The following is a 22,201-nucleotide window of genomic DNA, read 5'->3' as shown; positions in this document are numbered from 1 at the left end:
AAAAAAACAGAGTTGGCACGACAAACCTTGTTAATACTATGTTAGATTAGCCAATTATCACAATCAGTGCGATGATAACCATACATGCTAATCACAATAGTAGGAAAGAATATGCTCCAATATCAGCCTAGACAAGACCTATTGAAAGGTAAAACTATTCTCGTGACAGGTGCCGGTGATGGCATTGGCCGTGAAGCCGCTCTCACTTATGCGCGCTATGGTGCATCCCTTATTCTTGTTGGTAGAACACTGCATAAATTACAATCAGTTAGTGATGAAATAGCGGCTTTAGATGGAAAGAATCCACCTTGCTTTATATTAGACTTATTAACCGCAACAATTGATGACTGCCATACACTCGCTTCGCAAGTTGCGTCAATAACGCCTTATTTAGATGGCGTTTTACACAACGCGGGAATACTTGGTGTAGTAGCCCCTATCTCTGAGCAACCCAGTGACCTATGGCATGATGTGATGCAAATAAATGTTAATGCCACATTCATGCTAACTCAAGCTTTGCTCCCTCTATTACTTAAAGCGCCTAATGCCTCGTTAGTTTTTACCAGTTCAAGTGTAGGTAAACAAGGTCGAGCCGGTTGGGGTGCTTATTCTGTCTCTAAATTTGCGACAGAAGGTTTAATGCAAATTCTATCCGAAGAGTATAAGCACAGTAATCTTCGTGTAAATTGTATTAATCCAGGTGGAACTCGAACCTCTATGCGAGCAAGTGCGTTCCCTGACGAAGATCCACTTAAATTGAAAACTCCTGCTGATATCATGCCTATTTATATCTATTTGATGGGTGATGATAGCCTGCGTAAAACAGGAAGTAGCTATGATGCACAACCCGGACGCAAGCCCGGTGCTGCGGAGTAAAAATGATGTCTCAAAGCCGACACGAAGAACGTCAACAACGTTTAAAAGAAAAAGTGGATGCACGAATTGAAGCCGCTCAAATTGAACGGGGTATCGTTATTGTCTTTACTGGAAATGGAAAAGGCAAAACGACAGCGGCATTTGGTACTGTTTGCCGTGCAGTAGGCCATGGTAAAAAAGCCGCTGTTGTTCAATTTATTAAAGGTGGCTGGGATAATGGTGAACGTGAACTGTTAGAACCCCAAGGCGTTCCCTTCTATGTTATGTCCACAGGGTTCACTTGGGAAACTCAAAACAAAGAGACAGACACCCTCGCCTGTATAGAAACTTGGCAATACGCCAAACAATTATTAAGTGACCCACAGTACGATTTAGTCATTTTAGATGAACTCACCTACATGGTAAGTTACCATTATCTCGAATTAGCAGAAGTGATCCAAGCATTACAAAGCCGCCCTGCCAATCAATCTGTTGTGATCACTGGCAGAGGTTGCCACCGAGATTTAATCGAATTAGCTGATACAGTAACAGAAATGCGCCCAGTGAAACATGCATTTGATATTGGGATTAAAGCTCAAAAAGGGATTGATTGGTAATCATCCGATAACAAAGTGCAATAATAAGGCGTTATTTTTTATTATTGCACTTCTAATCTATTTCACTAGCTATTTTTCTAACTAAGCCATCAGTTAACCTATAAAAAAGTTATTTAATACTTTTCATTGGTAACACTAATTTAGTGTGAACTCCATATTGGAAAATATTTTTTGGTAGTATGAGTTTTTTGCTAACTTTTGTTCATCAAGTATCACAATTATTTTATAACGATAAAGAATAAATATAAAAATAATTAATGCTATTTGTTGAAAATCTCCTCTTTAATTAAAATGATTACGTATTGCTACGTGAGTAAAATCCTCCTAACAGGCTAAAAATGCGTAAACACAACCTATTGATAAAAACAAACTAATCTATAAAAATAGATATTACTCCGCTTTTATTCAGTTTTAGTTAGTTATCAATGAATAACGATATATTTACCCATGTTAACATTATTAATTTTATTTAGTTTTCTATTTAAGCATAATTAAACTGCAATAATGGATTGTTAGTTATCTTAGATTTTTCTATTTTATTTAAGGGATATATATGAAAAATGTTTCAAATTCTCATTTAAATTTCACAAAAATGAAATTAAATCCACTCTTTTTATGTGTTTCAATAATCGTTGGAACTACTACTGTTGCTCAAGCGGCAATTACACCAACTAATGGGGCTGGTATATTAAATCAAGGTAATGGGCCGACTGTCGTTTATATTAATAAACCAAGCCAGGCTGGTGTTTCCCATAATACCTATAGCCAATTCGATGTTGACCAAAAAGGCGTTATTTTAAATAACAGTGCAAAAAATTCTAATACGCTCATTGGCGGCAAAATTGGTGGCAATACCAATGTTGCTGGCGGGCGAGCTAAAGTTATCTTAAACGAAATAAATTCAAATGCGGCAACCACATTAAATGGCATGATTGAGGTTGCAGGTGGCAAAGCGCAAGTAATCGTTGCTAATGCGTCCGGAGTTACATGTAACAACTGTGGCTTTATCAACACCAATCGTACAACACTGACAACCGGTAAAGTAGAGCTAGCAAATGATGGCTCCATTGCTAACTATAATGTGCAGCAAGGTAAAATTGCCATCAATGGGAGATTAGATACCAATTCTCCGACAGATTTAATTGCACGTTCGGTGGCCATTAATGGCATTATTGATACACAGCGCATCAATGTGATAGCTGGAAGTAATCACGTCAATTCGGCTGGGGATGTGACGGGGACAGCCGCAGCAATTGGAACAAAACCCACTATTGGGATTGATGTTTCGTCGATTGGCGGTATGTATGCCAATAAAATCTCATTAATAGCCACTGAAACTGGCGTTGGTGTCAGTAATTTAGGGGATATTGGTACCTATAATGGCGCAATTTCTATTGATACCGCAGGAACGGTGAATAATACCAATGGTAATATGAACGCAGCGGGTGATATTGATATTAAAGCAGCAAGCCTTACCAATAACGGTCGCATTGCGGGTAATAAAAACGTCAATATTACCGTTGCAGGAACGGGTGTAATTAATAATGATAATGGTGATATCACATCCTATAACAATGATATTAATCTAAGTACATTAGGTACACTAAGCAACAATCGTGGTTCGATAATCGCTCTGCAGAATGTTAATACACTCTCTGATTCATTTGTAAATGATAATGGTATCGTTCAGTCTACTAAAGGTAATATCGACATTCATTCCATGAGTACAATTTACAACAGGGACAATCTCGCCAATCCAAATGATCCAGTAAAAGGATTCAATGCCGGGCGTGATATAACGATTAATGCCGTTCGTGTTGTGAATGAAAACTCCAATATTACTGCAGGGCGAGATAGCAAAATCAGCGCGCAATCCGCAATTGATAACACATCAAATAGCAAAATTACTGCACAACGCCATGCAGACATCAGTACGATGTACTTAACGCAAACTAATTCTGAAATAAATGCCATTGATGGCCAGATGAATTTAGATGCGTCGGTATCACTCACTAATGCGGGAACGTCAACCATTCATAGTGGTCGCTTGATGAATATCAATGCTAACCAGCTCAATAACACCGGAGCGATTGTTTCAAATAACGGCAAATCCGTTATTAATGCTAATTCAATGAACAACCGTTCTGGCTATATCAAAGGACAAAATCTTACGATTAAAGCCTATAGTATTGATAACCAAGCAGGGTTAATTAATGCTGAAAATAATCTGGATATTGAAACCAGTTATTTGAACAACAGTTACAGTAGTGACTTTAAACTCATTAATACTAAATTTGGACTAACAAACCAAAATGGTGGCCTACAAACCAATAATGGAACTATTAAAGTTAAAGGTGATACGTTACATAATACCTATGGTTCTATTGCTGCAAATGTAGAAAATAATACCGCTGCACGTAATGATATTGACGTTAAGCTCAAAGCAACACTCAATAATAATTATGGAGAAATCAAAAGCGCTAATAGCCAGAAACTGGATGTTGGCACATTAGAAAACTATTCAGGAACAGTGGCCGCAGGTAAAAATCTCACCATTGATTCAAAAAATCGTATTAACAACCAATATGGTGCTTTACGCTCTACTAACACAACTAAAGTCACCAGCCCCTATAATAAGTAATGGAACGACTGGAAGTATCACGGGTAACCGTGTGATTATTGATGCAGTTGTGACAAACTAATATATTACAACGATTAAAAAGGAGGTCATTAGACCTCCTGAGGTTGTTGACAAAGCAGGATAAAAGCGTGGTTTTTCCCGCTTTGTGTTATCAGCCGAAAATCAATAAATTGATTTTCCTAGTTTATTTTCAAAACCTATTAGACTTGCCGCCAAACATAATATGTTTGTCAGCAGTCTGAGGAGGTCATTAGACCTCCTTCTTTGCGTTGTATTTGTTAAATTAATATTCTGAATTAATCACAACCTCTTCCCCAAAGCGCCCTGCTTTTGGTAATGGTTGGTAAGATGAGTTTGCCGCACGTAAAACACGAACACCGCGAATGCCTAACTCATGTGCTGCTGCGATATCGGCATCAGCATCACCATAATATATGGTAAGTTTGTGATCACGCATCCAGCTCACTTTATTATTTTGCCCTGGTTCATCGCCCGCAAAAATAACAGGTTGCATTTTATCCGCAGGTATCGCTAAACCTTCTTGAACATATTTCGTCACTGTTTCCGTTTTTGTTTTCGTACGGCCAGTAATGAAATAAACAGTGTCACCGCGCTCTAAGTGCATTTTGACTAAATCAATACCCACTTGTTTTGGCATACTGAATTTGTCCCACTCATTATTCATTTTTTCCCAAAATTGTTGATTTTTGAGGTAGCTAAAATCGTTAGGTGAGAACTCTAATTTACCACGGTAAAAACCTGGACTTGAAAATAACACCGTATCATCGATATCAAACCCAACAGCCATAGGTGCTTTTCCTTCTAGGCTTTGTTTAATTTGTTCGATGGAAACCCAATGAATAGGCTGTTGTTGAGCAAGTTCAACAACGGTAACGCCGGGGCTTACGGTTTCTGGCATTGGAATTTTTGCTTGAGAGGTTGCCGTAAAACTCAATGCCAATGCAATCGCACTCAAAGTCAGTGTTATTTTTTTCATGTTTTGTCCTTATTCAGGTTTATCCACTTAAACCATTCTTTATTTATCTGGATAAACTGGGTAAGTAATAGGTTTATCTGTAAATTTGTCTTTATTATCAGTTAGCAACCCAACATTTTGTGAGTTACATCCCATAAGAAGGGGCATGCTAAGACTTTTTATTACATTAAAATGAGACAAACATCTCATAAACATTATCTATTATTGATAGGTTTCATAATAATGTGAACTAGACCATTAATTTTCTAATTATCTATGTTGCATATAACTATTACTGTTTATAAGATTGATGATTACTGGAGTGGATGATTATTGGCGTGATCACATAAAAAAACGCAGAGAAATTACGCTCTGCGTTTTTATACTGAATAAAGAATAGCAAATTTAGATGCGAGTACGACGTTTCGCCGTTGGTCTTGATGATTGACGTTTTGATGCCGGACGCGATGCAACTTGTGTATGGCGTTTTACTGCACGGCGAATTTGGTTTGCTTTAATGCGACGTTGATCGCGCTCAACCGCAACCTTACTTTCCGTTTCCACCGGCAGTTCCACCAGCTCACGGAGATAGTTGGTTTGCTCTAAACCAAGCTCCGTCCATCCTCCACGTGGTAAACCTTTAGGTAAGTCGATATCACCATAACGCACACGGATTAAACGGCTTACTTGTACACCAACAGACTCCCAAAGGCGACGAACTTCGCGGTTACGTCCTTCTGTTAAGGTGACATTAAACCATTGGTTCATCCCTTCTCCGCCACGGTAAGAAACCGTTTTAAAAGAGGCTGGGCCATCTTCCAACTGTACACCTTGTGTTAATTGACGAATTTTTGCATCGTTAATTTCACCAAACACACGCACTGCATATTCACGTTCAACTTCACGGCTAGGGTGCATTAAACGGTTAGCGAGCTCACCGTCTGTTGTGAATAACAATAAACCACTAGTGTTAACATCTAAACGGCCAACAGCAATCCACCGCGCCCCTGTTAACCGTGGTAAACGGTTAAAAACAGTTGGGCGCCCTTCAGGATCATGACGTGTGCATAACTCACCTTCTGGCTTGTAGTAAGCCATTACACGACAGATTTCCTTTTCAGGCTCTTTGATTGCTAATAAACGACCATCTAAACGAATTTTTGTTGCTGGTGTGACTTCAACACGGTCCCCTAGTGTCGCAATTTTGCCATCAACACTAATACGACCCGCTTGCAGGAATGTTTCGATTTCTCGACGAGAACCATGCCCTGAACGAGCAAGGATTTTCTGTAATTTTTCAGTTTTTTGCGGTTTTACGCTCATGTAACCCTCTGCTGTCGCCTTCACAGGCGTCAAATATCTTTTTGGCGCGCTATTTTTGCCGCGCCAAACAATAATGAATTTGAAAACCCGCGCATTATACACAGGTTTGTCCTGAACCCCTATTACTTATCTGTATATTGCACATTCAATACAATTTTAGTTAGTTCAGTACTGAATCTTAAGCTTCGATATATTTATACCTACTCAAAAGGCGTTGGATCCCCTGTTCCGACTCGCGCCACAACAGGCGTATCATCAGTAAAGTCAATCACAGTTGTTGGTTTTTGCCCAATATAACCACCATGTATCACCAAATCGACTTGTTTATCGAGTAAATCGCGGATTTCCTCAGGGTCTGATTGAGTGAAATCATCACCTGGCATAATCAAACTAGTTGACATCAACGGTTCACCAACAGCTTCGAGTAAATCTCGAGCAATCGGGTTCGACGGTACACGTAAACCAATAGTTTTACGTTTTTCATTCATTAAACGCCGTGGAACTTCTTTCGTTGCCCGCAAAATAAAGGTGTAATTACCTGGTGTATTATTTTTAATTAAACGGAAGACAGTGTTATCAACATGCGCATAATTCGATAGCTCAGAGAGATCTCTGCACATTAATGTGAAATTATGGTTAGCATCAAGCTGACGAATCCGACAGATACGTTGTAAAGCATCTTTTTCTTCTAAACGGCATCCAATGGCATATCCTGAATCTGTAGGATAAACAATCACTCCGCCTTTATTTAAAATTTCAACACTCTGGCTAATAAGTCTTGCCTGAGGATTGTCCGGATGGATATAAAAAAACTGGCTCATACATACCTCTAATTTTTGGGTATCGACAGCATCACCCGGCAAAAATACCTATAAATGCTACTATCTTTGAATTCCATAAGATGACTTACTCATTAATAAATCATCACTTATAATAATTATTTTACACTGCATTATTAATACATCAATTAATTAGCTGTTTTTACTGTATCCCAAAGTGTCCAAACAGCCTTGTCATCATCGGGCAACCATAAATTTCTGCCAAGCTCTATCCAAGAGCAAGGCCGATGAAAATCTGAACCAACGGATGTATACAAATTAGCATTATTGGCCAATTCTGCTAAATATTGCTTTTCATTTGGCGGTTGCTGGCAGTGAGAAACCTCCATAGCATCACCACCGCACTGTTTAAAATACGCAACCAACCGTTTTAACCATTTATTGGATAATTGATATTTAGACGGATGCGCTAATACCGCAACTCCCCCTGCGGCATGGATTGCATCAATTGAGTCTTGAATTGTGCACCACTTCGCAGGCACATACCCTGTTTTCCCTTTCGATAAAAAACGTTTAAATACATTATTAATCGTTTTTTCTTTACCTATTTTCACAATATATTGTGCAAAATGTGCCCGCGTTACCTGCCCACCACCAGAAATACGTTGTGCATTTTCCCATGCATCGTCAATGCCTGCTTTTTGTAACCGCCTGCCCATCTCAATACCACGCTCTAAACGATGCTCAGATTGTGTTTTTAACAATTGAACCATCGCGGGATGTGAAGGCGAAAAATTTAAGCCCACTATATGTATTTCAATATTCTCCCAAAGTGTCGAAATTTCAACGCCATTGACTAGCTCAATTGGCCACTCATGTTCAGCAAGATAGCGGCGAGCCTCTAATACACCTTCACAGGTATCGTGGTCGGTAATCGCTAAAATATTAACCCCTTTTTCCACTGCACGTTCGATTAACTCAGCAGGAGTGAGGTCACCATCCGAAGCATTCGTATGGCTATGTAAGTCATAGCGAGTCACTAATGGCGACGAGGCTGTCGGCATATTGATATCTTCTCCTATTTCCATGAAAAACTATTTTTCCTAATAAATTAATAAAGTCCTTGACATAAATAGCACGATCCAGTTAACTAGTACGCAAGACAGCTAAAGCTAAAAATAATCAGTTTATCCAGTGAGGCATACAATGACTTTATTAAACTTATCAAATCGTTGGTGGCGTGACTTCCCAAATTGGGCGGAAGCCGCACGCGCATAGTTATTGTATGTTTCAGTGCCAAACCCGCCCTTCCTAGGCGGGTTTTTTATGTCAAAAATTAGCGTAAGGCAACATAATGAACGAACAAAACACCACATTAGCACATTTTAAGTATCTGGATAGCCCAATTAATTATCAGCCTGACCCAACATTATTATTTAATCATTTGTGTCATCAAGTTCCATCAACAATGCTGTTGGAATCCGCTGAAATTAATAATAAAGCCAACTTACAAAGCTTGTTGATTGTCAACAGCGCGCTACGTATTCGTGCTTTTGGCCAGCAAGTTGAAATAGAAGCGTTGACGCCAAATGGCCAGGCCTTATTACCTAAACTGTTAACTCAATTAACAGATTTAATCATGCATCATAGCATGCAAGAAAATAGTTTGACGGTAACGTTCAGCCAGCCTGCACAAGATTTAGACGAAGATAGCCGCCTGAAGGCTGCATCTAGCTTAGACGTTTTACGTGCACTACCCGCTCTTGCACAAGCCTATTCCACAAAACCTGAAAATCTGTTTGTTGGTGGGTTGTTTGCTTATGATTTAGTCGCGAGCTTTGAAGATTTACCCAAGGTAAATACCGTTAATCACTGCCCTGATTACTGTTTTTTTGTTGCTGAGCATTATTTAGTGATCGACCATCAAAATCAGGCTGCACGCCTAAAAAGTTGCCTATTTACGCAAAATGAGCAAGATGTCGAAACAGTTACGCAGCGTCACGCACAAATTATCGCTTCGTGCCGTCCATTCTTGCCAGCACTTCCTTTAGCAACTGCGCCTGAATTTGCCGTCTCGGTAAACAAAAATGACCCAGAATATGGGGAAATTGTCACTTCACTAAAAGAAGCCATATACCGCGGGGATATTTTTCAGGTTGTGCCTTCTCGTAAATTTACGATGCCGTGCTCACATCCCTTAATTGCGTACCAAAAACTCAAAGTACAAAACCCAAGTCCTTACATGTTCTACATGCAAGATGACGCATTTACACTCTTTGGGGCTTCCCCCGAAAGCGCACTCAAATATGCGACAGCAAATCGCAAAGTGGAAATTTATCCAATCGCCGGGACTCGCCCTCGTGGACGAAATGCCCAAGGTGAATTAGACCTTGATTTAGATAGCCGAATTGAGCTTTCCATGCGTTCTGATGAGAAAGAGCTTGCTGAACACATCATGCTCGTTGACTTAGCACGTAACGATTTAGCGCGTATTTGTGAAGCGGGTAGCCGTTACGTTGCTAACCTAACTAAGGTTGACCGCTATTCTTTCGTGATGCATTTGGTTTCTCATGTCGTGGGAACATTACGCCAAGATTTAGATGTTTTTCATGCATATCAAGCCTGTATGAATATGGGAACGTTAACGGGTGCACCAAAAGTAAAAGCAATGCAGTTGATTGCGCAATATGAACAAGAGCGCCGAGGATCATACGGGGGGGCTGTAGGATATTTTCAAGGAAATGGTGATTTTGATACTTGCATCGTTATTCGCTCCGCCTACGTAGAAAATGGCATTGCCACTGTACAAGCGGGAGGTGGTGTCGTTCTAGATTCCGTACCTCAAGCTGAAGCCGATGAAACCCGTAATAAGGCACGTGCAGTGATCCGTGCAATTGCCCAAGCACATCAAGTTAAGGAGTTATTCTAATGGCGAACATTTTACTGCTCGATAACGTTGACTCCTTTACTTATAACCTAGTAGACCAACTGCGCGCAGGTGGCCATAACGTGGTTATTTATCGCAATACAGTCAATGTAGAACATATTTTATCTGTATTAAATCAAATGATTTCACCGGTACTAGTCTTATCACCCGGCCCTGGTAAACCGAGTGAAGCAGGTTCAATGCCAGAAGTATTAATGCGAGTAAAAGGCAAAATTCCTGTTATTGGTATTTGCTTAGGTCACCAAGCCATCGTTGAAGCTTATGGCGGAACGGTTTCAGCCGCAGGTGAAATTTTGCATGGTAAATCTTCGATTGCCACACATGATGGTTTAGCTATGTTTAATCATCTTGAAAACCCAATATCAGTGGCGCGTTACCACTCTCTTGTGGGTAGTCAAATTCCGGAAAGCTTAACCATTTGTGCCCATTCAAATGGCATGGTCATGGCTGTACGTAATGATAGCGATAGAGTTTGTGGATTCCAATTTCACCCAGAGTCCATTTTAACAACTCAAGGTAAACAGTTGTTAGAAAACACCGTGGCATGGGCTCTTTCTACTCCCAATGCAATCGAATCCACTCATTCGCACTAACGGAATACTAAAGAGCCAATTATGCAAAATATTTATGATAAATTATTTAAAGCGCAGCCGCTAACTCAACAAGAAAGCCAGTACTTGTTTAATGCCATTATTCAAGGTGAATTAACAGAACCTCAGTTAGCCGCTGTGTTAATCAGTATGAAAATGCGTGGCGAACAACCACAAGAAATTGCGGGTGCCGCTCTAGCTTGTTTAGAAAACGCACAACCCTTTCCCCGCCCTAACTACCTATTCAGTGATATTGTTGGTACAGGGGGAGATGGTGCAAATAGTATTAATATTTCAACAGCAAGTGCCTTTGTTGCTGCTGAATGTGGTATTAAAATAGCCAAGCATGGTAATCGTAGTGTTTCGAGCCGTTCAGGTTCTTCAGATTTACTGGCTGCCTTTGGTATCGCTCTTGATCTCAGTGCGCAAAGCGCTCGTGACGCATTAGATGAGCTTGGTGTTTGTTTTTTATTTGCACCGCAATACCATAGTGGGTTCCGCCATGCGGCCCCTGTACGCACTCAATTGAAAACCCGAACGTTATTTAATGTATTGGGGCCATTAATCAATCCGGCTCGTCCGCCAATTGCCCTTATCGGAGTTTACCAAGAATCATTAGTAAAACCGGTGTCTGAAACATTACAGATGCTTGGTTTCAACCGTGCAGCTGTGGTACACAGTGGAGGGATGGATGAGGTTTCATTACATGCAGTGACTCAAGTCGCTGAATTAAAAGATGGCAAAGTACAACATTACCAATTAACTGCAGATGATTTTGGGTTAGAACCGTATCAATTACGTGACTTAGAAGGCGGAACACCAGATGAAAACCGCGTGTTACTTAGTAACTTGCTTCAAGGCCATGGGCAAGCTGCTCACGAAGCTGCTGTAGCAGCCAATGTCGCCATGTTGATGCGTATTAATGGCCATGAAGACTTAAAACAAAACAGCGAACACGCACTCGCAATTATTCGTAGCGGTAAAGCATTTGACCGCGTCACAGCACTCGCGGCAAGGAACCAATAAGATGAAAGCGACAGTCTTACAAAAAATTGTTGATGATAAAGTTGATTATTTAATCGAACGTAAAGCCAAGCAGCCATTAGAAAGCTTTATTGCTGGTATTCAACCTAGCCAGCGTAGTTTCTATAACGCACTAAGCGCAAAACGCCCTGTATTTATTTTAGAGTGCAAAAAAGCATCGCCTTCAAAGGGGTTGATTCGTGCTGACTTCGACCCCGCTGTGATAGCTAAAACTTATGCGCCCTACGCATCCGCGATTTCCGTTCTTACTGATGAAAAATATTTTCAAGGGAATATGGATTACTTAACGATTGTCAGTAATACCGTAAAACAACCCGTGTTATGCAAAGATTTCATCATTGACCCATACCAAATCTACCTTGCACGTTACTACCAAGCGGATGCCATTTTACTCATGTTATCTGTCTTAAATGATGATGAATATAAAGCGTTAGCAGAGGTCGCTCATCAACTTAATATGGGAATATTAACGGAAGTCAGTAATGAAGAAGAATTAGAGAGAGCAATTCGGTTACAAGCCAAGGTTGTTGGTATCAATAACCGTGATTTACGTGACCTTTCTATTGATTTAAACCGAACTCGTGAACTCGCCCCTCAATTAACTGAAGGCACCATTGTGATCAGTGAGTCAGGTATTCACCAACACCAACATATTCAGTCGCTGAAACAATTTGCTAATGGTTTTTTAATCGGTAGCGCCTTAATGGAGCAAGCTGACCTAGATAAAGCCATTCGAAACTTGTTAGTAGGAGAACATAAAGTCTGTGGTTTAACCCGCGAGCAAGATGCAAAAGCCGCATTTGAAGCGGGAGCACACTATGGTGGATTAATTTTTGCTGATACCTCCCCTAGAAAAGTGACATTGTCACAAGCGCAGAATATCATCCATGCAGCGCCTTTAAAATATGTCGGTGTTTTCCGCAATCAGTCCGCGGATTTTGTTGCTCATATCGCCAAGCAACTTGCATTATCTGCGGTACAATTACATGGTGAAGAAGATACTTCTTATATCAATACGTTAAAAACATTTTTACCAAACTACTGTGAAGTTTGGAAGGCGCTTGATATGTCACGAACAACTCTAAATGACTACGATACACAAGGTATTGATGTGTTATTGCTGGATAATGGCTCTGGTGGTACTGGCAAAACCTTCGATTGGTCAGCAATCCCCTCATCCACAACACAGAAATTAATGATAGCGGGAGGGCTTACCCCTGATAACTGCCTAGACGCAGCTAAGTTATTGTGCAACGGATTAGACTTTAATTCAGGGGTTGAAATTGAACCTGGTATAAAAAGTCAACAAAAAATAAATTTGGTATTGTCAACGTTGTTAGCCAAATCAACGGCTCATCAATACACAACGAAATGAAAGACTCCAACACCAATTAATGTAACTGATAAAATGGACAATAAATAATGAGCAAATTAGATCCGTATTTTGGCGAGTTTGGTGGGCAATATGTCCCAGAAATTCTTATTCCTGCATTAAACCAATTAGAAGACGCGTTTATCGATGCACAGAATGATGATGAATTTATTCGTGAGTTTCACGACTTACTAAAAAACTATGCAGGTCGCCCTACTGCGCTAACGTTATGTAAAAATCTAACCGCAGGTACGAAAACAAAATTATATTTAAAGCGGGAAGATTTACTGCACGGCGGTGCCCATAAGACTAACCAAGTATTAGGCCAAGCACTACTTGCTAAGCGAATGGGGAAAACTGAAATAATTGCAGAAACAGGCGCTGGGCAGCACGGCGTTGCGACAGCACTGGCTTGTGCATTACTGAACATGAAATGCCGTATTTATATGGGTGCCAAAGATGTAGAACGCCAGTCTCCCAATGTATTTCGAATGAAATTAATGGGCGCTGAAGTTATTCCAGTTTACAGCGGTTCAGCCACATTGAAAGATGCCTGTAATGAAGCATTAAGGGACTGGTCTGGCAGCTATGATAAAGCTCATTATTTATTAGGAACCGCGGCGGGGCCACACCCTTACCCAACAATTGTACGTGAATTCCAACGTATGATTGGTGATGAAGCAAAACAACAAATTCTCGAAAAAGAAGGCCGTTTACCTGATGCTGTCGTTGCCTGTATTGGTGGTGGTTCAAATGCAATCGGCTTATTTGCCTCTTTTATTCCAGAAGAAGATGTGAAACTAATCGGTGTGGAACCTGCTGGATTAGGTATTGAATCCGGCCAACATGGTGCCCCGTTAAAACATGGCCGTGTCGGGATTTATTTCGGTATGAAATCGCCAATGATGCAAACCAATGAAGGTCAAATTGAAGAATCCTATTCTATCTCTGCAGGATTAGATTTCCCTTCTGTCGGCCCTCAGCATGCCCATTTAAACAGTATTGGTCGTGCTGAATATGTTTCCATTACCGATGATGAAGCTTTAAATGCTTTTAAATTATTATCACGTAAGGAAGGAATTATTCCTGCATTAGAATCATCTCATGCACTCGCTTATGCATTAAAAATGGCAGAGCAAGAACCTAATAAAGAACAGTTATTAATCGTCAATTTGTCTGGCCGTGGTGATAAAGATATTTTTACGGTACATGATATTTTAGCCAGCAAAGGAGAAATCTAATGGAACGCTACACCCAACTTTTTGAACATTTAGCTCAGAAGAATCAAGGCGCATTTGTTCCATTCGTCACTTTAGGTGACCCAGATGCTGAGTTATCATTAAAAATTGTCGATGCTTTGATTGCTGGTGGTGCTGATGCATTAGAGATTGGTATTCCATTTTCTGATCCACTGGCAGATGGCCCAACTATCCAAAATGCAAATTTGCGTGCATTTAAAAGTGAAATTACCCCAACAATTTGTTTCGAACTACTCCGTCGTATTCGAGAAAAACACCCTACTATTCCTATTGGCTTATTAGTCTATGCAAATTTAGTTTTTACGAATGGTATTGAAAATTTTTATATTCGCTGCGAAAAAGCAGGTGTTGATTCTGTATTAGTTGCAGATGTCCCTATGTCTGAATCAAAAACATTTCGCGAAGCGGCGCTAGCTCACAATATTGCACCCATTTTTATTTGCCCACCAAATGCTAATGATGAGCTACTGCAACAGATCGGGAAATATAGCCAAGGTTATACTTATTTATTATCTCGTGCAGGCGTGACAGGTACTGAAAAAAGAGCAGAAATGCCTTTGACTCATTTAATAAGTCAATTAAACCAATATAAAGCAGCTCCTGCCTTGCAAGGTTTTGGAATATCAGAACCGGAACAAGTCAGAGAAGCCATTAAAAATGGTGCTGCTGGTGCGATTTCAGGTTCCGCAGTAGTTAAAATTATCGAAAATAACCTCAATCGACCTGATGTTATGCTTAAATCATTAACGGAGTTTGTTGAAAATATGAAAGCCGCAACACAAAGGTAGATGGACGAATAAAGAGTAATCAAGTCATATTCATATTTAATGACTTGATTACTAAAATAAGATAATTAATTTTAAAATACTCTACTTTGACTATTTTAGTATTATTTTCATTTCGACAATAAAAATACGCCAAAATATACTCGACCTTATTCGAATAAAAAAATCTTACATCATAAAAAACCACCAATCATAATATTTATTAATACAATACGCTAATGTCAAAATCAATAGCTACGTGTTATTACACTGGTGTTTTTTCGTATTAAATCCGTAGCGGAGTAATCGCTACCAATTGATTTAAATGATTATTTTCAGGTTAAATATATAATACACCATTTATGTTATAATATAGATATTTTACTCTTCTTACATTCCCCAGTACCGACTTAAGTACAATTAAATTTTAATGAAAATTAATATCATGCATAATTCTTATGCTTTAATGGAATTTTTATTAGCTATTTTTAATTTTATCTATAGTCTATTTTAGGGATATTTATGAAACATTCTTCCAACCATTCAATTACTCATCCTATGATGAAAATTAAACCACTCTTTTTAAATGTATCTATTATTTTAGGTTCAATATCTATTGCTCACGGTGCGGTTATTAATACCAATGGTGCTGGTGTTATAAATCAAAGCAATGGCCCTACTATTGTGCAGATTAAAGGAGCTAGTGACAAAGGTGTCTCACATAACATTTATAGCCAATTTGATGTTGACCAAAAAGGGGTTATTTTAAATAATAGCGCAACAAATACGAATACCAGTTTGGGCGGACAAATCAATGGAAACCTAAATTTAAATAATGGTAATGGCCCCGCAAAAGTCATTTTGAATGAAGTTAATTCATATAAGGCAAGTACCCTAGGCGGAATGATTGAAGTTGCAGGTGATAAAGCACAAGTTATCGTGGCTAACGCATCTGGCATCACATGTAATAACTGTGGTTTTATCAATACCGATCGTGTGACACTCACAACGGGTAAACCAATTGTCGCTGGAGGTGAAGTTCTTGGATACAACGTTTCAAATGGTCAAATCACGATAAACAACCGTCTACAGTCAGACTCACCAACAGATATCATCGCTCGTTCGGCAGTTATTCGTGGAAATATTACAGCTAAAGAAATTAATGTTATTACTGGTAATAACTTTGTTGATGCAGATGCAACTAACATCACTAAACTACCAGGCTCAAATTCAACACCTCGTGTTGGTATTGATGTTGCCGCTATGGGTGGTATGTACGCAGATAAAATTACTTTAGTTTCTACTGAGAGTGGAACTGGTGTCTCTAACCTAGGTATGTTATCAGCAGGTTCAGGTGGTATTAAAATAGATTCGACGGGACTAGTTTATAACCAAAATGCACTAATGAATTCGAATGGAACCATCGATATTAAATCTAACGGTTTATATAACAACTCATCCATCGTTGCTCAAGGTGATATAAGTATCAACAATCACAATACAGTTATTAGCAACAATGCGGGATTAATTAAATCTAACGGTGGTAATATCAAAATCGCCGCTGGTACTATCAATAACAACCAGAGGGGGGTTATTCATGCACAGCAAGATATAGAAATTAATACAAATCATTTAACTAACAACAACGGCTCAATTAAAACTAAACAAGGCAATATTGATATTACTTCTACAAACTCTATAGATAATTCATATTCTATCTATCATGGCGCTATCAATGAGCCTGAGCGTGGTATCAGAGCCGGTGGGAAATTAACCATCGATACTACCAAACTCCATAACAATAATTCAGTTCTTTCAGGACAGGACGTTGCATTAACAGGGCGTTATATTATTACTAATGATAGTAATGGCCAAATTATCGCAAAAAGAAGAATCGATATTGATGCTGAAACACTACAAAACCAGAATGCTTTGATAAAATCAACTAACGGCCAAACTAATATTACGCTATCAAGTAATTTATTAAATAACCGTTATGGTGTTATTGATAGTGGTAAGGCATTAAATATTAATGCAAATATCCTTTACAATGACGGTTCACTCATTTCAAATGCAGGTAAATCTAAATACAATGTAACTACTTTAAATAATCAAAATGGGTATATCAAAGGGAACAACCTTAATATCAAAGCAACTTATGTTGGAAATGATAAAGGCTTAATTACTGCAGACTCTAATGTTGTCATAAATTCGAGTCAGATAGATAACACTAATTCCGCACAATTCAATAATAGCGGAAATATCTTCGGTGCTGCCGGCTATACTGGTGGTATCTATGCCAAAAATGGTTCTGTAACTATCAAAGGAACTAATTTAAATAATAAATATGGAATTATCTCAGCTAATACGTTCCAAAATGCAGGAACTGATGGCGATGTTAAAATTAACTTAAAAAACAACCTTGAAAATAGCTACGGAAAAATCCTAGCGTCTAAAACCATTAACTTGGATATGAATAGGTTAAATAATACCTATTCTGGCTTTATCCGTGCTGGTAAAGATCTCTCCATTAACGCATTTAGCCGCGTAGAAAACAACAATGGGGTATTAAGTTCATATGGAAAAACTGAGATTACAAGCCCTGTAATTTACAATGGTCCTTATGGCCGCATCTTAGGCTCTACTGTCGTTTTAAACACATCTAATTATTACTAATTAGATGATTCAGGAGGCCTTTGGTCTCCTGATTCATGATACCTACCTTATATTCACTTAGCTAAAAAACCCGATAGTTATTATTTCTTATTTAAATATTTAATGGTTAAAACATACTAATGTTTATCTTATTTCCCCTTTCATTTTCGTGTTTATACATCTAAGTATAAAACCCTATTCACCCTATAACGGAGTAAATATTACCTTTTGATTTCATTAAAAAAACAATCGCATCTAAAAATATAAAACCATAACTAAATCAATATTAGCATTAACCTCCCATTTTGTTTTTCATTAGTTAGTTAATATAATTAATTTTTAATAAATTTAAATTTAAAGCATAATCTTAGTAATTTCAAATCAGCTAAAAATAAATATTTTCATAACGACAATTTTATTATAAGGGGATATATGAAAACCGTCTTAAAATGCTAACAATGCTATACATAGATAAGATAATTCTCATATAAGATAGAAATTATTTTCTACAAGCCTCTTCTAATTATATTTTAATCATAAGAATATATGTGGTAACCATGAATTTTCGATTTATTTTTTTATCTGCAACTTTATTATCTTTTCCATTATACGTATCAGGTAATACTGCACAAATTATTGACCAACAAATCAATAACCAAACCAGCCAAGATCGCTCTCGCCAACAACAGACTCAACTAGAAACTAAAGATGTCTTAGGTAAAACAAGAGAGCGGTCAAATAATATTTTAGTTTTCGATGATGAAAAAGATTGCTTTCAAATGAAGCAAGTCATTTTGCTCTCTGAACCTAAACTCCCTTCTATGCGTCCTCTTGAAACATATGTAAACCAAGTTGTTGGTGTATGCATTGGTATTAATGGCGTTGAAACTTTAGCAAAGGGCTTACAAGATAAAATAATTAAATCAGGCTATGTCACAACACGAGTTAATATTCCAGAACAAAACATCAGTGAGGGTATTTTAACGCTCCAGATTATTCCAGGTAAAGTTGCGAATGTAAAACTTGCAGAAGGTAGCGACACTTATATTACGTTAGGTGCGATTATGCCTGCTAAAGAAGGGGATATTCTGAATATTCGTGACATCGAACAAGGCTTAGAGAACCTTGAGCGGATACCGGGTGCTAAAGTGAATATAGAGCTAGCACCGGGTAAAGAGTTTTCCACATCTGATATTTCCATACAAAGAGAAAAATCATCTCACTTTAACGTAGGTGGATATTACAATAACTCAGGAAGCCGCCAAACGGGTAAAGATCAAGTCGGAGTGACTTTGTATGCTAACAATTTAACGAGTTTAAATGACACAATATATGTTTCAGCAGGAAAAAATTTAAAAAACCAAGCCCGCTACAGCACCAGTAATACTGCAATTTATTATGCCGTACCTTACAACTACTGGCTTTTTTCATTGTATGCAAGCAAAAGCGACTATAAACAAACTATTAATGACTCCGTATTTAGCTATAAGTATTATGGTGATAGTAAATATTATAATGCTACGGCGAGTAATGTTTTCTTGCGTGGGCAAACGTTCAAAGACACTGCATCAATTCAACTAATTAAAAGAAAATCAAAATATAAATTAGAGGATGTCGCCCTACTTTCCCAACAACGTGACCTTACCAGCCTTAAGCTCGGTGTTAGCCACCGTCAAAACATCAATAATTCAACTATCGATGCTTCAATATATTATCAACGTAATGTACCTTGGTTTGGTGCCGAAGAAAGCTGGGATATGAAATATGGTGATGTCAGCAAAATGAGCCGTGTTTATACTGCCGATATTTCAGGAATGTTTCCCTTCGCCTTTGATAATTTTATTATGAGTTATAATCCACAACTGTTTATACAATACTCACGAGACCGCTTAACCATTCAAGATCAATTTTCGTTAGGTAACCGTTGGACGGTTCGTGGTTTTGACGAAGAATTTTCCCTAATAGGTGATAAGGGTTTTTACTTACGCAATGAGTTTAACTTTTATATTCCTAGCTTCTCCATCTATCCATACTATGCTCTTGACTATGGACGTGTATTCGGCGGTGTTTATCCGTTAGGTCTCTATTCTGATGACCAATTATTAGGAATGGCTATAGGCATGAGAGGTAATGTTAATATATTTAGTTATGACTTATTCTTAGGTGCCCCACTTTATAAGCCGGACGAATATGAAACCAGTAGCGTCAATGCTGGGTTAAATGTGCAATGGTTTTGGTAATTTAATATTGTAAATTTGAATAATATCTTAAAGCTGAATACGCCCCTGTATTCGGCTTTTTATTTCAAGGTAATTAGTCTCAATACTTTTATTAATTACCCTAAATAAAGATAATCAATAAGTACCTTTACTTTATTATCACTCTATAACACTAATTAATATATTATAAATATCATTATCATAATTTGTTTTTTATGATAATCATTTGTTAAATATATGTTCAAGCTTAATGGTAATTGAAAAATCCGAGAATACGAATATTCTCGGATTTCCTACTTCTCTCTAGTCCTTCAGAATTCAGGTATTACCTGTATTGCATCCTATCAAATTCTTAGAAACGGTAACCCGCACCGAACATAAATACAAATGGGTCTAAACGAGTATTAACTTTATACTGTTCACCACCCGCTTTAAATTTCACATCACTCTCAATATTCATCCACCAAAGAGAAGCGTTTAACATCCAGTTATCAGTCAGCATGTAATCCATACCTGCTTGTGCCGCGAAGCCCCACGAGCTTGATAGATCTAGATCAGATAAGCCTGCAGTTTTTCCGGTAGAGTTAAATTTCTCATCAAAGAAGAAAGTATAGTTAACACCGGCACCTAAATAAGGGCGTAATTTATCTTCTTTACTACCAAAATAATACTGCGCCATTAATGTTGGTGGTAAATGTTTTACCGTTGCAATATTACCTGTAGGGCCTGTACCAACTTTATGTTCAAACGGAGTTGCTGCTAATAATTCCACACCGATATTATCAGTGATCATATACCCAAACGTTAAACCTAATTGAGTATTATTATTTGCATCAAAGGTACCTAAATTACCTAATCCATTAATTTTAACATCATCTCCTCCGACATTAGGTCTGACTGTTGCAGTACCCGCGCGAAAAAGAAAATCGCCAGCTTCATGAGCAATAGAAACTGCTGGAGCTAAAGTTGCAGCAGCTAATACAAGCGCAGTGAGTTTTTTCATTATCAATCCCATTCCTGTGTTTTTATTTTAGGAAAATATACCTTATTATTTAAATTGATGTTCAAATCAAGATCACATCTTTTACTAATTTAGAGGTAAACCAATAAATATGGATTTATTATTTCATTTATTATTTTTTAAATTTTGATTTAAATCAATTTTTGGAAGATAACTAACAAAATAAAAATTTGATTTCGAAATATATATATTTATTTCGAAACTTAAACATATATTAAAAATACAACTTATATAGTTTCATTTCTTTGGCTAATTAAATTCAATCATTATGTCCATTATATTTGTCTTAACCTCCCGAATTTTATTATCTTTCTCTACCTCTAGGCGTGATACTCGGTTACAATTGGCATAAATTTTTGATCCCGTTTGTAGATAGGAGCAGTGTCATGTCCATTTCGGCCAACTCACTCATTAGTGATAGTATCAATTTCTTTAAAAATCAATTGAGTGGCCTCTTCACCATCGTGCTTTTAGCCACCGTAGTGAGCCTCGTTATCTATGCGGTGATGATCCCAAGTGAACAGATGATAGGTGTTCTTGCTCAAGCACAAAGTAAAATGATTGAATCTGGTAATTCGGGGTTACAAGACTGGATTCTAAATCTATCTGAAGAAGATAAAAGTAGTATTTTGCGTGTTTCTTTTGGATTGATTCTCTCCGTCACTCTTGGCAGTTTGTTCCTTATTTGTGGCACATTATCCTATATCTCAGGGATGTCTCGTGGCGAAGATATGACAGGACTTCAAGCGATAACATCATCACTGAACAAAGCGCCTTCTATGTTTCTTCTGTTGGTCGTTTGCTCGCTGCTTATCCAATTAGGCATCACAATTATGGTTCTACCTGGTATCGTGCTAGCCATTGGTTTTTCCTTAGCGCCAGCAATTTTAATGACAGAAAATACCAACCCATTTAGTGCGATGGGAAAAAGCTGGAAATTGGCTTATGCAAATTGGCGTGTCGCTTTACCGATGATTTTAATTTGGATGGCCGTTCAAATGCTTATCAGTGTTCTATTGGGTAACCTTAATATGAATCATATTGCGATTAATGGTATCTCCTTTTTACTCAATAATGTTGTAGCCGCATTTGCTTTAATTTACTTTTATCGTTTATATATGCTAATCACAAAAAATTGA

At 38.1% G+C, this 22,201-nt stretch carries 17 protein-coding genes and 1 other annotated feature; of the genes, 12 read left to right on the top strand and 5 right to left on the bottom strand.

Going from position 1 to position 22,201, the window contains the following annotated elements:
- Positions 1–111 precede the first annotated feature (111 nt).
- The 3 genes from M1F26_RS09315 (at position 112) to M1F26_RS09305 (ending at position 4,113) form a co-directional block, all read left to right on the top strand.
- Positions 112–876, top strand: coding sequence for a YciK family oxidoreductase (locus M1F26_RS09315; RefSeq protein WP_036957702.1), 765 nt, complete (start codon positions 112–114; stop codon positions 874–876).
- A 5-nt stretch (positions 877–881) separates the two neighbouring features.
- The gene (gene cobO, locus M1F26_RS09310) at positions 882–1,472 is read left to right on the top strand and encodes a cob(I)yrinic acid a,c-diamide adenosyltransferase (RefSeq protein WP_112307152.1); all 591 of its coding nucleotides are present in this window, start codon (positions 882–884) and stop codon (positions 1,470–1,472) included.
- 553 nt (positions 1,473–2,025) lie between these two features.
- A complete protein-coding gene (locus M1F26_RS09305) occupies positions 2,026–4,113 on the top strand; it encodes a filamentous hemagglutinin N-terminal domain-containing protein (RefSeq protein WP_140172200.1) in 2,088 nt (695 codons plus the stop codon).
- A 283-nt stretch (positions 4,114–4,396) separates the two neighbouring features.
- Here M1F26_RS09305 and aphA read toward each other — a convergent pair whose 3' ends face one another.
- The 4 genes from aphA to rnm all read right to left on the bottom strand — a co-directional run bounded on the left by aphA (position 4,397) and on the right by rnm (position 8,279).
- The gene (gene aphA, locus M1F26_RS09300) at positions 4,397–5,110 is read right to left on the bottom strand and encodes an acid phosphatase AphA (RefSeq protein WP_140172201.1); all 714 of its coding nucleotides are present in this window, start codon (positions 5,108–5,110) and stop codon (positions 4,397–4,399) included.
- Between the two features lie 384 nt (positions 5,111–5,494).
- Positions 5,495–6,412, bottom strand: a complete 918-nt coding sequence (rluB, locus tag M1F26_RS09295; protein WP_036958116.1) for a 23S rRNA pseudouridine(2605) synthase RluB — start codon at positions 6,410–6,412, stop codon at positions 5,495–5,497.
- Positions 6,413–6,612: 200 nt separating this feature from the next.
- Complete coding sequence (locus tag M1F26_RS09290; RefSeq protein WP_036957701.1) at positions 6,613–7,233, bottom strand: L-threonylcarbamoyladenylate synthase; 621 nt, start codon at positions 7,231–7,233, stop codon at positions 6,613–6,615.
- A gap of 146 nt (positions 7,234–7,379) precedes the next feature.
- The gene (gene rnm, locus M1F26_RS09285) at positions 7,380–8,279 is read right to left on the bottom strand and encodes an RNase RNM (RefSeq protein ID WP_410480050.1); all 900 of its coding nucleotides are present in this window, start codon (positions 8,277–8,279) and stop codon (positions 7,380–7,382) included.
- A gap of 139 nt (positions 8,280–8,418) precedes the next feature.
- Positions 8,419–8,520, top strand: a sequence feature (Trp leader region).
- Between the two features lie 25 nt (positions 8,521–8,545).
- Between rnm and M1F26_RS09280 the strand changes: the two genes are divergently transcribed.
- The 8 genes from M1F26_RS09280 to M1F26_RS09245 all read left to right on the top strand — a co-directional run bounded on the left by M1F26_RS09280 (position 8,546) and on the right by M1F26_RS09245 (position 20,062).
- Complete coding sequence (locus M1F26_RS09280; RefSeq protein WP_140172202.1) at positions 8,546–10,120, top strand: anthranilate synthase component 1; 1,575 nt, start codon at positions 8,546–8,548, stop codon at positions 10,118–10,120.
- The gene (locus M1F26_RS09275) at positions 10,120–10,731 is read left to right on the top strand and encodes a glutamine amidotransferase-related protein (RefSeq protein ID WP_140172203.1); all 612 of its coding nucleotides are present in this window, start codon (positions 10,120–10,122) and stop codon (positions 10,729–10,731) included. The genes M1F26_RS09280 and M1F26_RS09275 overlap by 1 nt, the downstream gene beginning before the upstream one ends.
- Before the next feature lie 21 nt (positions 10,732–10,752).
- Positions 10,753–11,754 (top strand): anthranilate phosphoribosyltransferase, encoded by a 1,002-nt coding sequence (gene trpD / locus M1F26_RS09270; protein ID WP_318837672.1) that lies wholly within the window; start codon positions 10,753–10,755, stop codon positions 11,752–11,754.
- Position 11,755: 1 nt separating this feature from the next.
- The gene (gene trpCF, locus M1F26_RS09265; protein WP_140172205.1) at positions 11,756–13,147 is read left to right on the top strand and encodes a bifunctional indole-3-glycerol-phosphate synthase TrpC/phosphoribosylanthranilate isomerase TrpF; all 1,392 of its coding nucleotides are present in this window, start codon (positions 11,756–11,758) and stop codon (positions 13,145–13,147) included.
- A gap of 47 nt (positions 13,148–13,194) precedes the next feature.
- Positions 13,195–14,385 carry a tryptophan synthase subunit beta gene (gene trpB / locus M1F26_RS09260; RefSeq protein ID WP_094960531.1) on the top strand — a complete coding sequence of 397 codons (1,191 nt, stop codon included), beginning with the start codon at positions 13,195–13,197 and terminating at the stop codon, positions 14,383–14,385.
- The gene (trpA, locus tag M1F26_RS09255; protein WP_140172206.1) at positions 14,385–15,191 is read left to right on the top strand and encodes a tryptophan synthase subunit alpha; all 807 of its coding nucleotides are present in this window, start codon (positions 14,385–14,387) and stop codon (positions 15,189–15,191) included. The genes trpB and trpA overlap by 1 nt, the downstream gene beginning before the upstream one ends.
- 498 nt (positions 15,192–15,689) lie before the next feature.
- A complete protein-coding gene (locus tag M1F26_RS09250; protein WP_140172207.1) occupies positions 15,690–17,843 on the top strand; it encodes a filamentous hemagglutinin N-terminal domain-containing protein in 2,154 nt (717 codons plus the stop codon).
- Positions 17,844–18,379: 536 nt separating this feature from the next.
- Positions 18,380–20,062, top strand: a complete 1,683-nt coding sequence (locus M1F26_RS09245; RefSeq protein ID WP_140172208.1) for a ShlB/FhaC/HecB family hemolysin secretion/activation protein — start codon at positions 18,380–18,382, stop codon at positions 20,060–20,062.
- Between the two features lie 331 nt (positions 20,063–20,393).
- Here M1F26_RS09245 and ompW read toward each other — a convergent pair whose 3' ends face one another.
- Complete coding sequence (ompW, locus tag M1F26_RS09240; RefSeq protein ID WP_094960528.1) at positions 20,394–21,044, bottom strand: outer membrane protein OmpW; 651 nt, start codon at positions 21,042–21,044, stop codon at positions 20,394–20,396.
- Between the two features lie 404 nt (positions 21,045–21,448).
- On the opposite strand from ompW, the gene M1F26_RS09235 reads away from it, so the two are divergent.
- Positions 21,449–22,201, top strand: a complete 753-nt coding sequence (locus M1F26_RS09235) for a YciC family protein (protein WP_140172209.1) — start codon at positions 21,449–21,451, stop codon at positions 22,199–22,201.

The sequence above is a fragment of the Providencia sp. PROV048 genome (assembly GCF_033688165.1).
Classification (GTDB): Bacteria; Pseudomonadota; Gammaproteobacteria; order Enterobacterales; family Enterobacteriaceae; genus Providencia; species Providencia hangzhouensis.
This window is presented reverse-complemented; position numbering and strand designations above follow the sequence as displayed.

Coding starts and splice junctions, on each gene's coding strand:
- M1F26_RS09315 (WP_036957702.1), top strand. CDS start 112: ATGCTCCAATATCAGCCTAGACAAGACCTATTGAAAGGTAAAACTATT.
- cobO (WP_112307152.1), top strand. CDS start 882: ATGTCTCAAAGCCGACACGAAGAACGTCAACAACGTTTAAAAGAAAAA.
- M1F26_RS09305 (WP_140172200.1), top strand. CDS start 2,026: ATGAAAAATGTTTCAAATTCTCATTTAAATTTCACAAAAATGAAATTA.
- aphA (WP_140172201.1), bottom strand. CDS start 5,110: ATGAAAAAAATAACACTGACTTTGAGTGCGATTGCATTGGCATTGAGT.
- rluB (WP_036958116.1), bottom strand. CDS start 6,412: ATGAGCGTAAAACCGCAAAAAACTGAAAAATTACAGAAAATCCTTGCT.
- M1F26_RS09290 (WP_036957701.1), bottom strand. CDS start 7,233: ATGAGCCAGTTTTTTTATATCCATCCGGACAATCCTCAGGCAAGACTT.
- rnm (WP_410480050.1), bottom strand. CDS start 8,279: ATGGAAATAGGAGAAGATATCAATATGCCGACAGCCTCGTCGCCATTA.
- M1F26_RS09280 (WP_140172202.1), top strand. CDS start 8,546: ATGAACGAACAAAACACCACATTAGCACATTTTAAGTATCTGGATAGC.
- M1F26_RS09275 (WP_140172203.1), top strand. CDS start 10,120: ATGGCGAACATTTTACTGCTCGATAACGTTGACTCCTTTACTTATAAC.
- trpD (WP_318837672.1), top strand. CDS start 10,753: ATGCAAAATATTTATGATAAATTATTTAAAGCGCAGCCGCTAACTCAA.
- trpCF (WP_140172205.1), top strand. CDS start 11,756: ATGAAAGCGACAGTCTTACAAAAAATTGTTGATGATAAAGTTGATTAT.
- trpB (WP_094960531.1), top strand. CDS start 13,195: ATGAGCAAATTAGATCCGTATTTTGGCGAGTTTGGTGGGCAATATGTC.
- trpA (WP_140172206.1), top strand. CDS start 14,385: ATGGAACGCTACACCCAACTTTTTGAACATTTAGCTCAGAAGAATCAA.
- M1F26_RS09250 (WP_140172207.1), top strand. CDS start 15,690: ATGAAACATTCTTCCAACCATTCAATTACTCATCCTATGATGAAAATT.
- M1F26_RS09245 (WP_140172208.1), top strand. CDS start 18,380: ATGAATTTTCGATTTATTTTTTTATCTGCAACTTTATTATCTTTTCCA.
- ompW (WP_094960528.1), bottom strand. CDS start 21,044: ATGAAAAAACTCACTGCGCTTGTATTAGCTGCTGCAACTTTAGCTCCA.
- M1F26_RS09235 (WP_140172209.1), top strand. CDS start 21,449: ATGTCCATTTCGGCCAACTCACTCATTAGTGATAGTATCAATTTCTTT.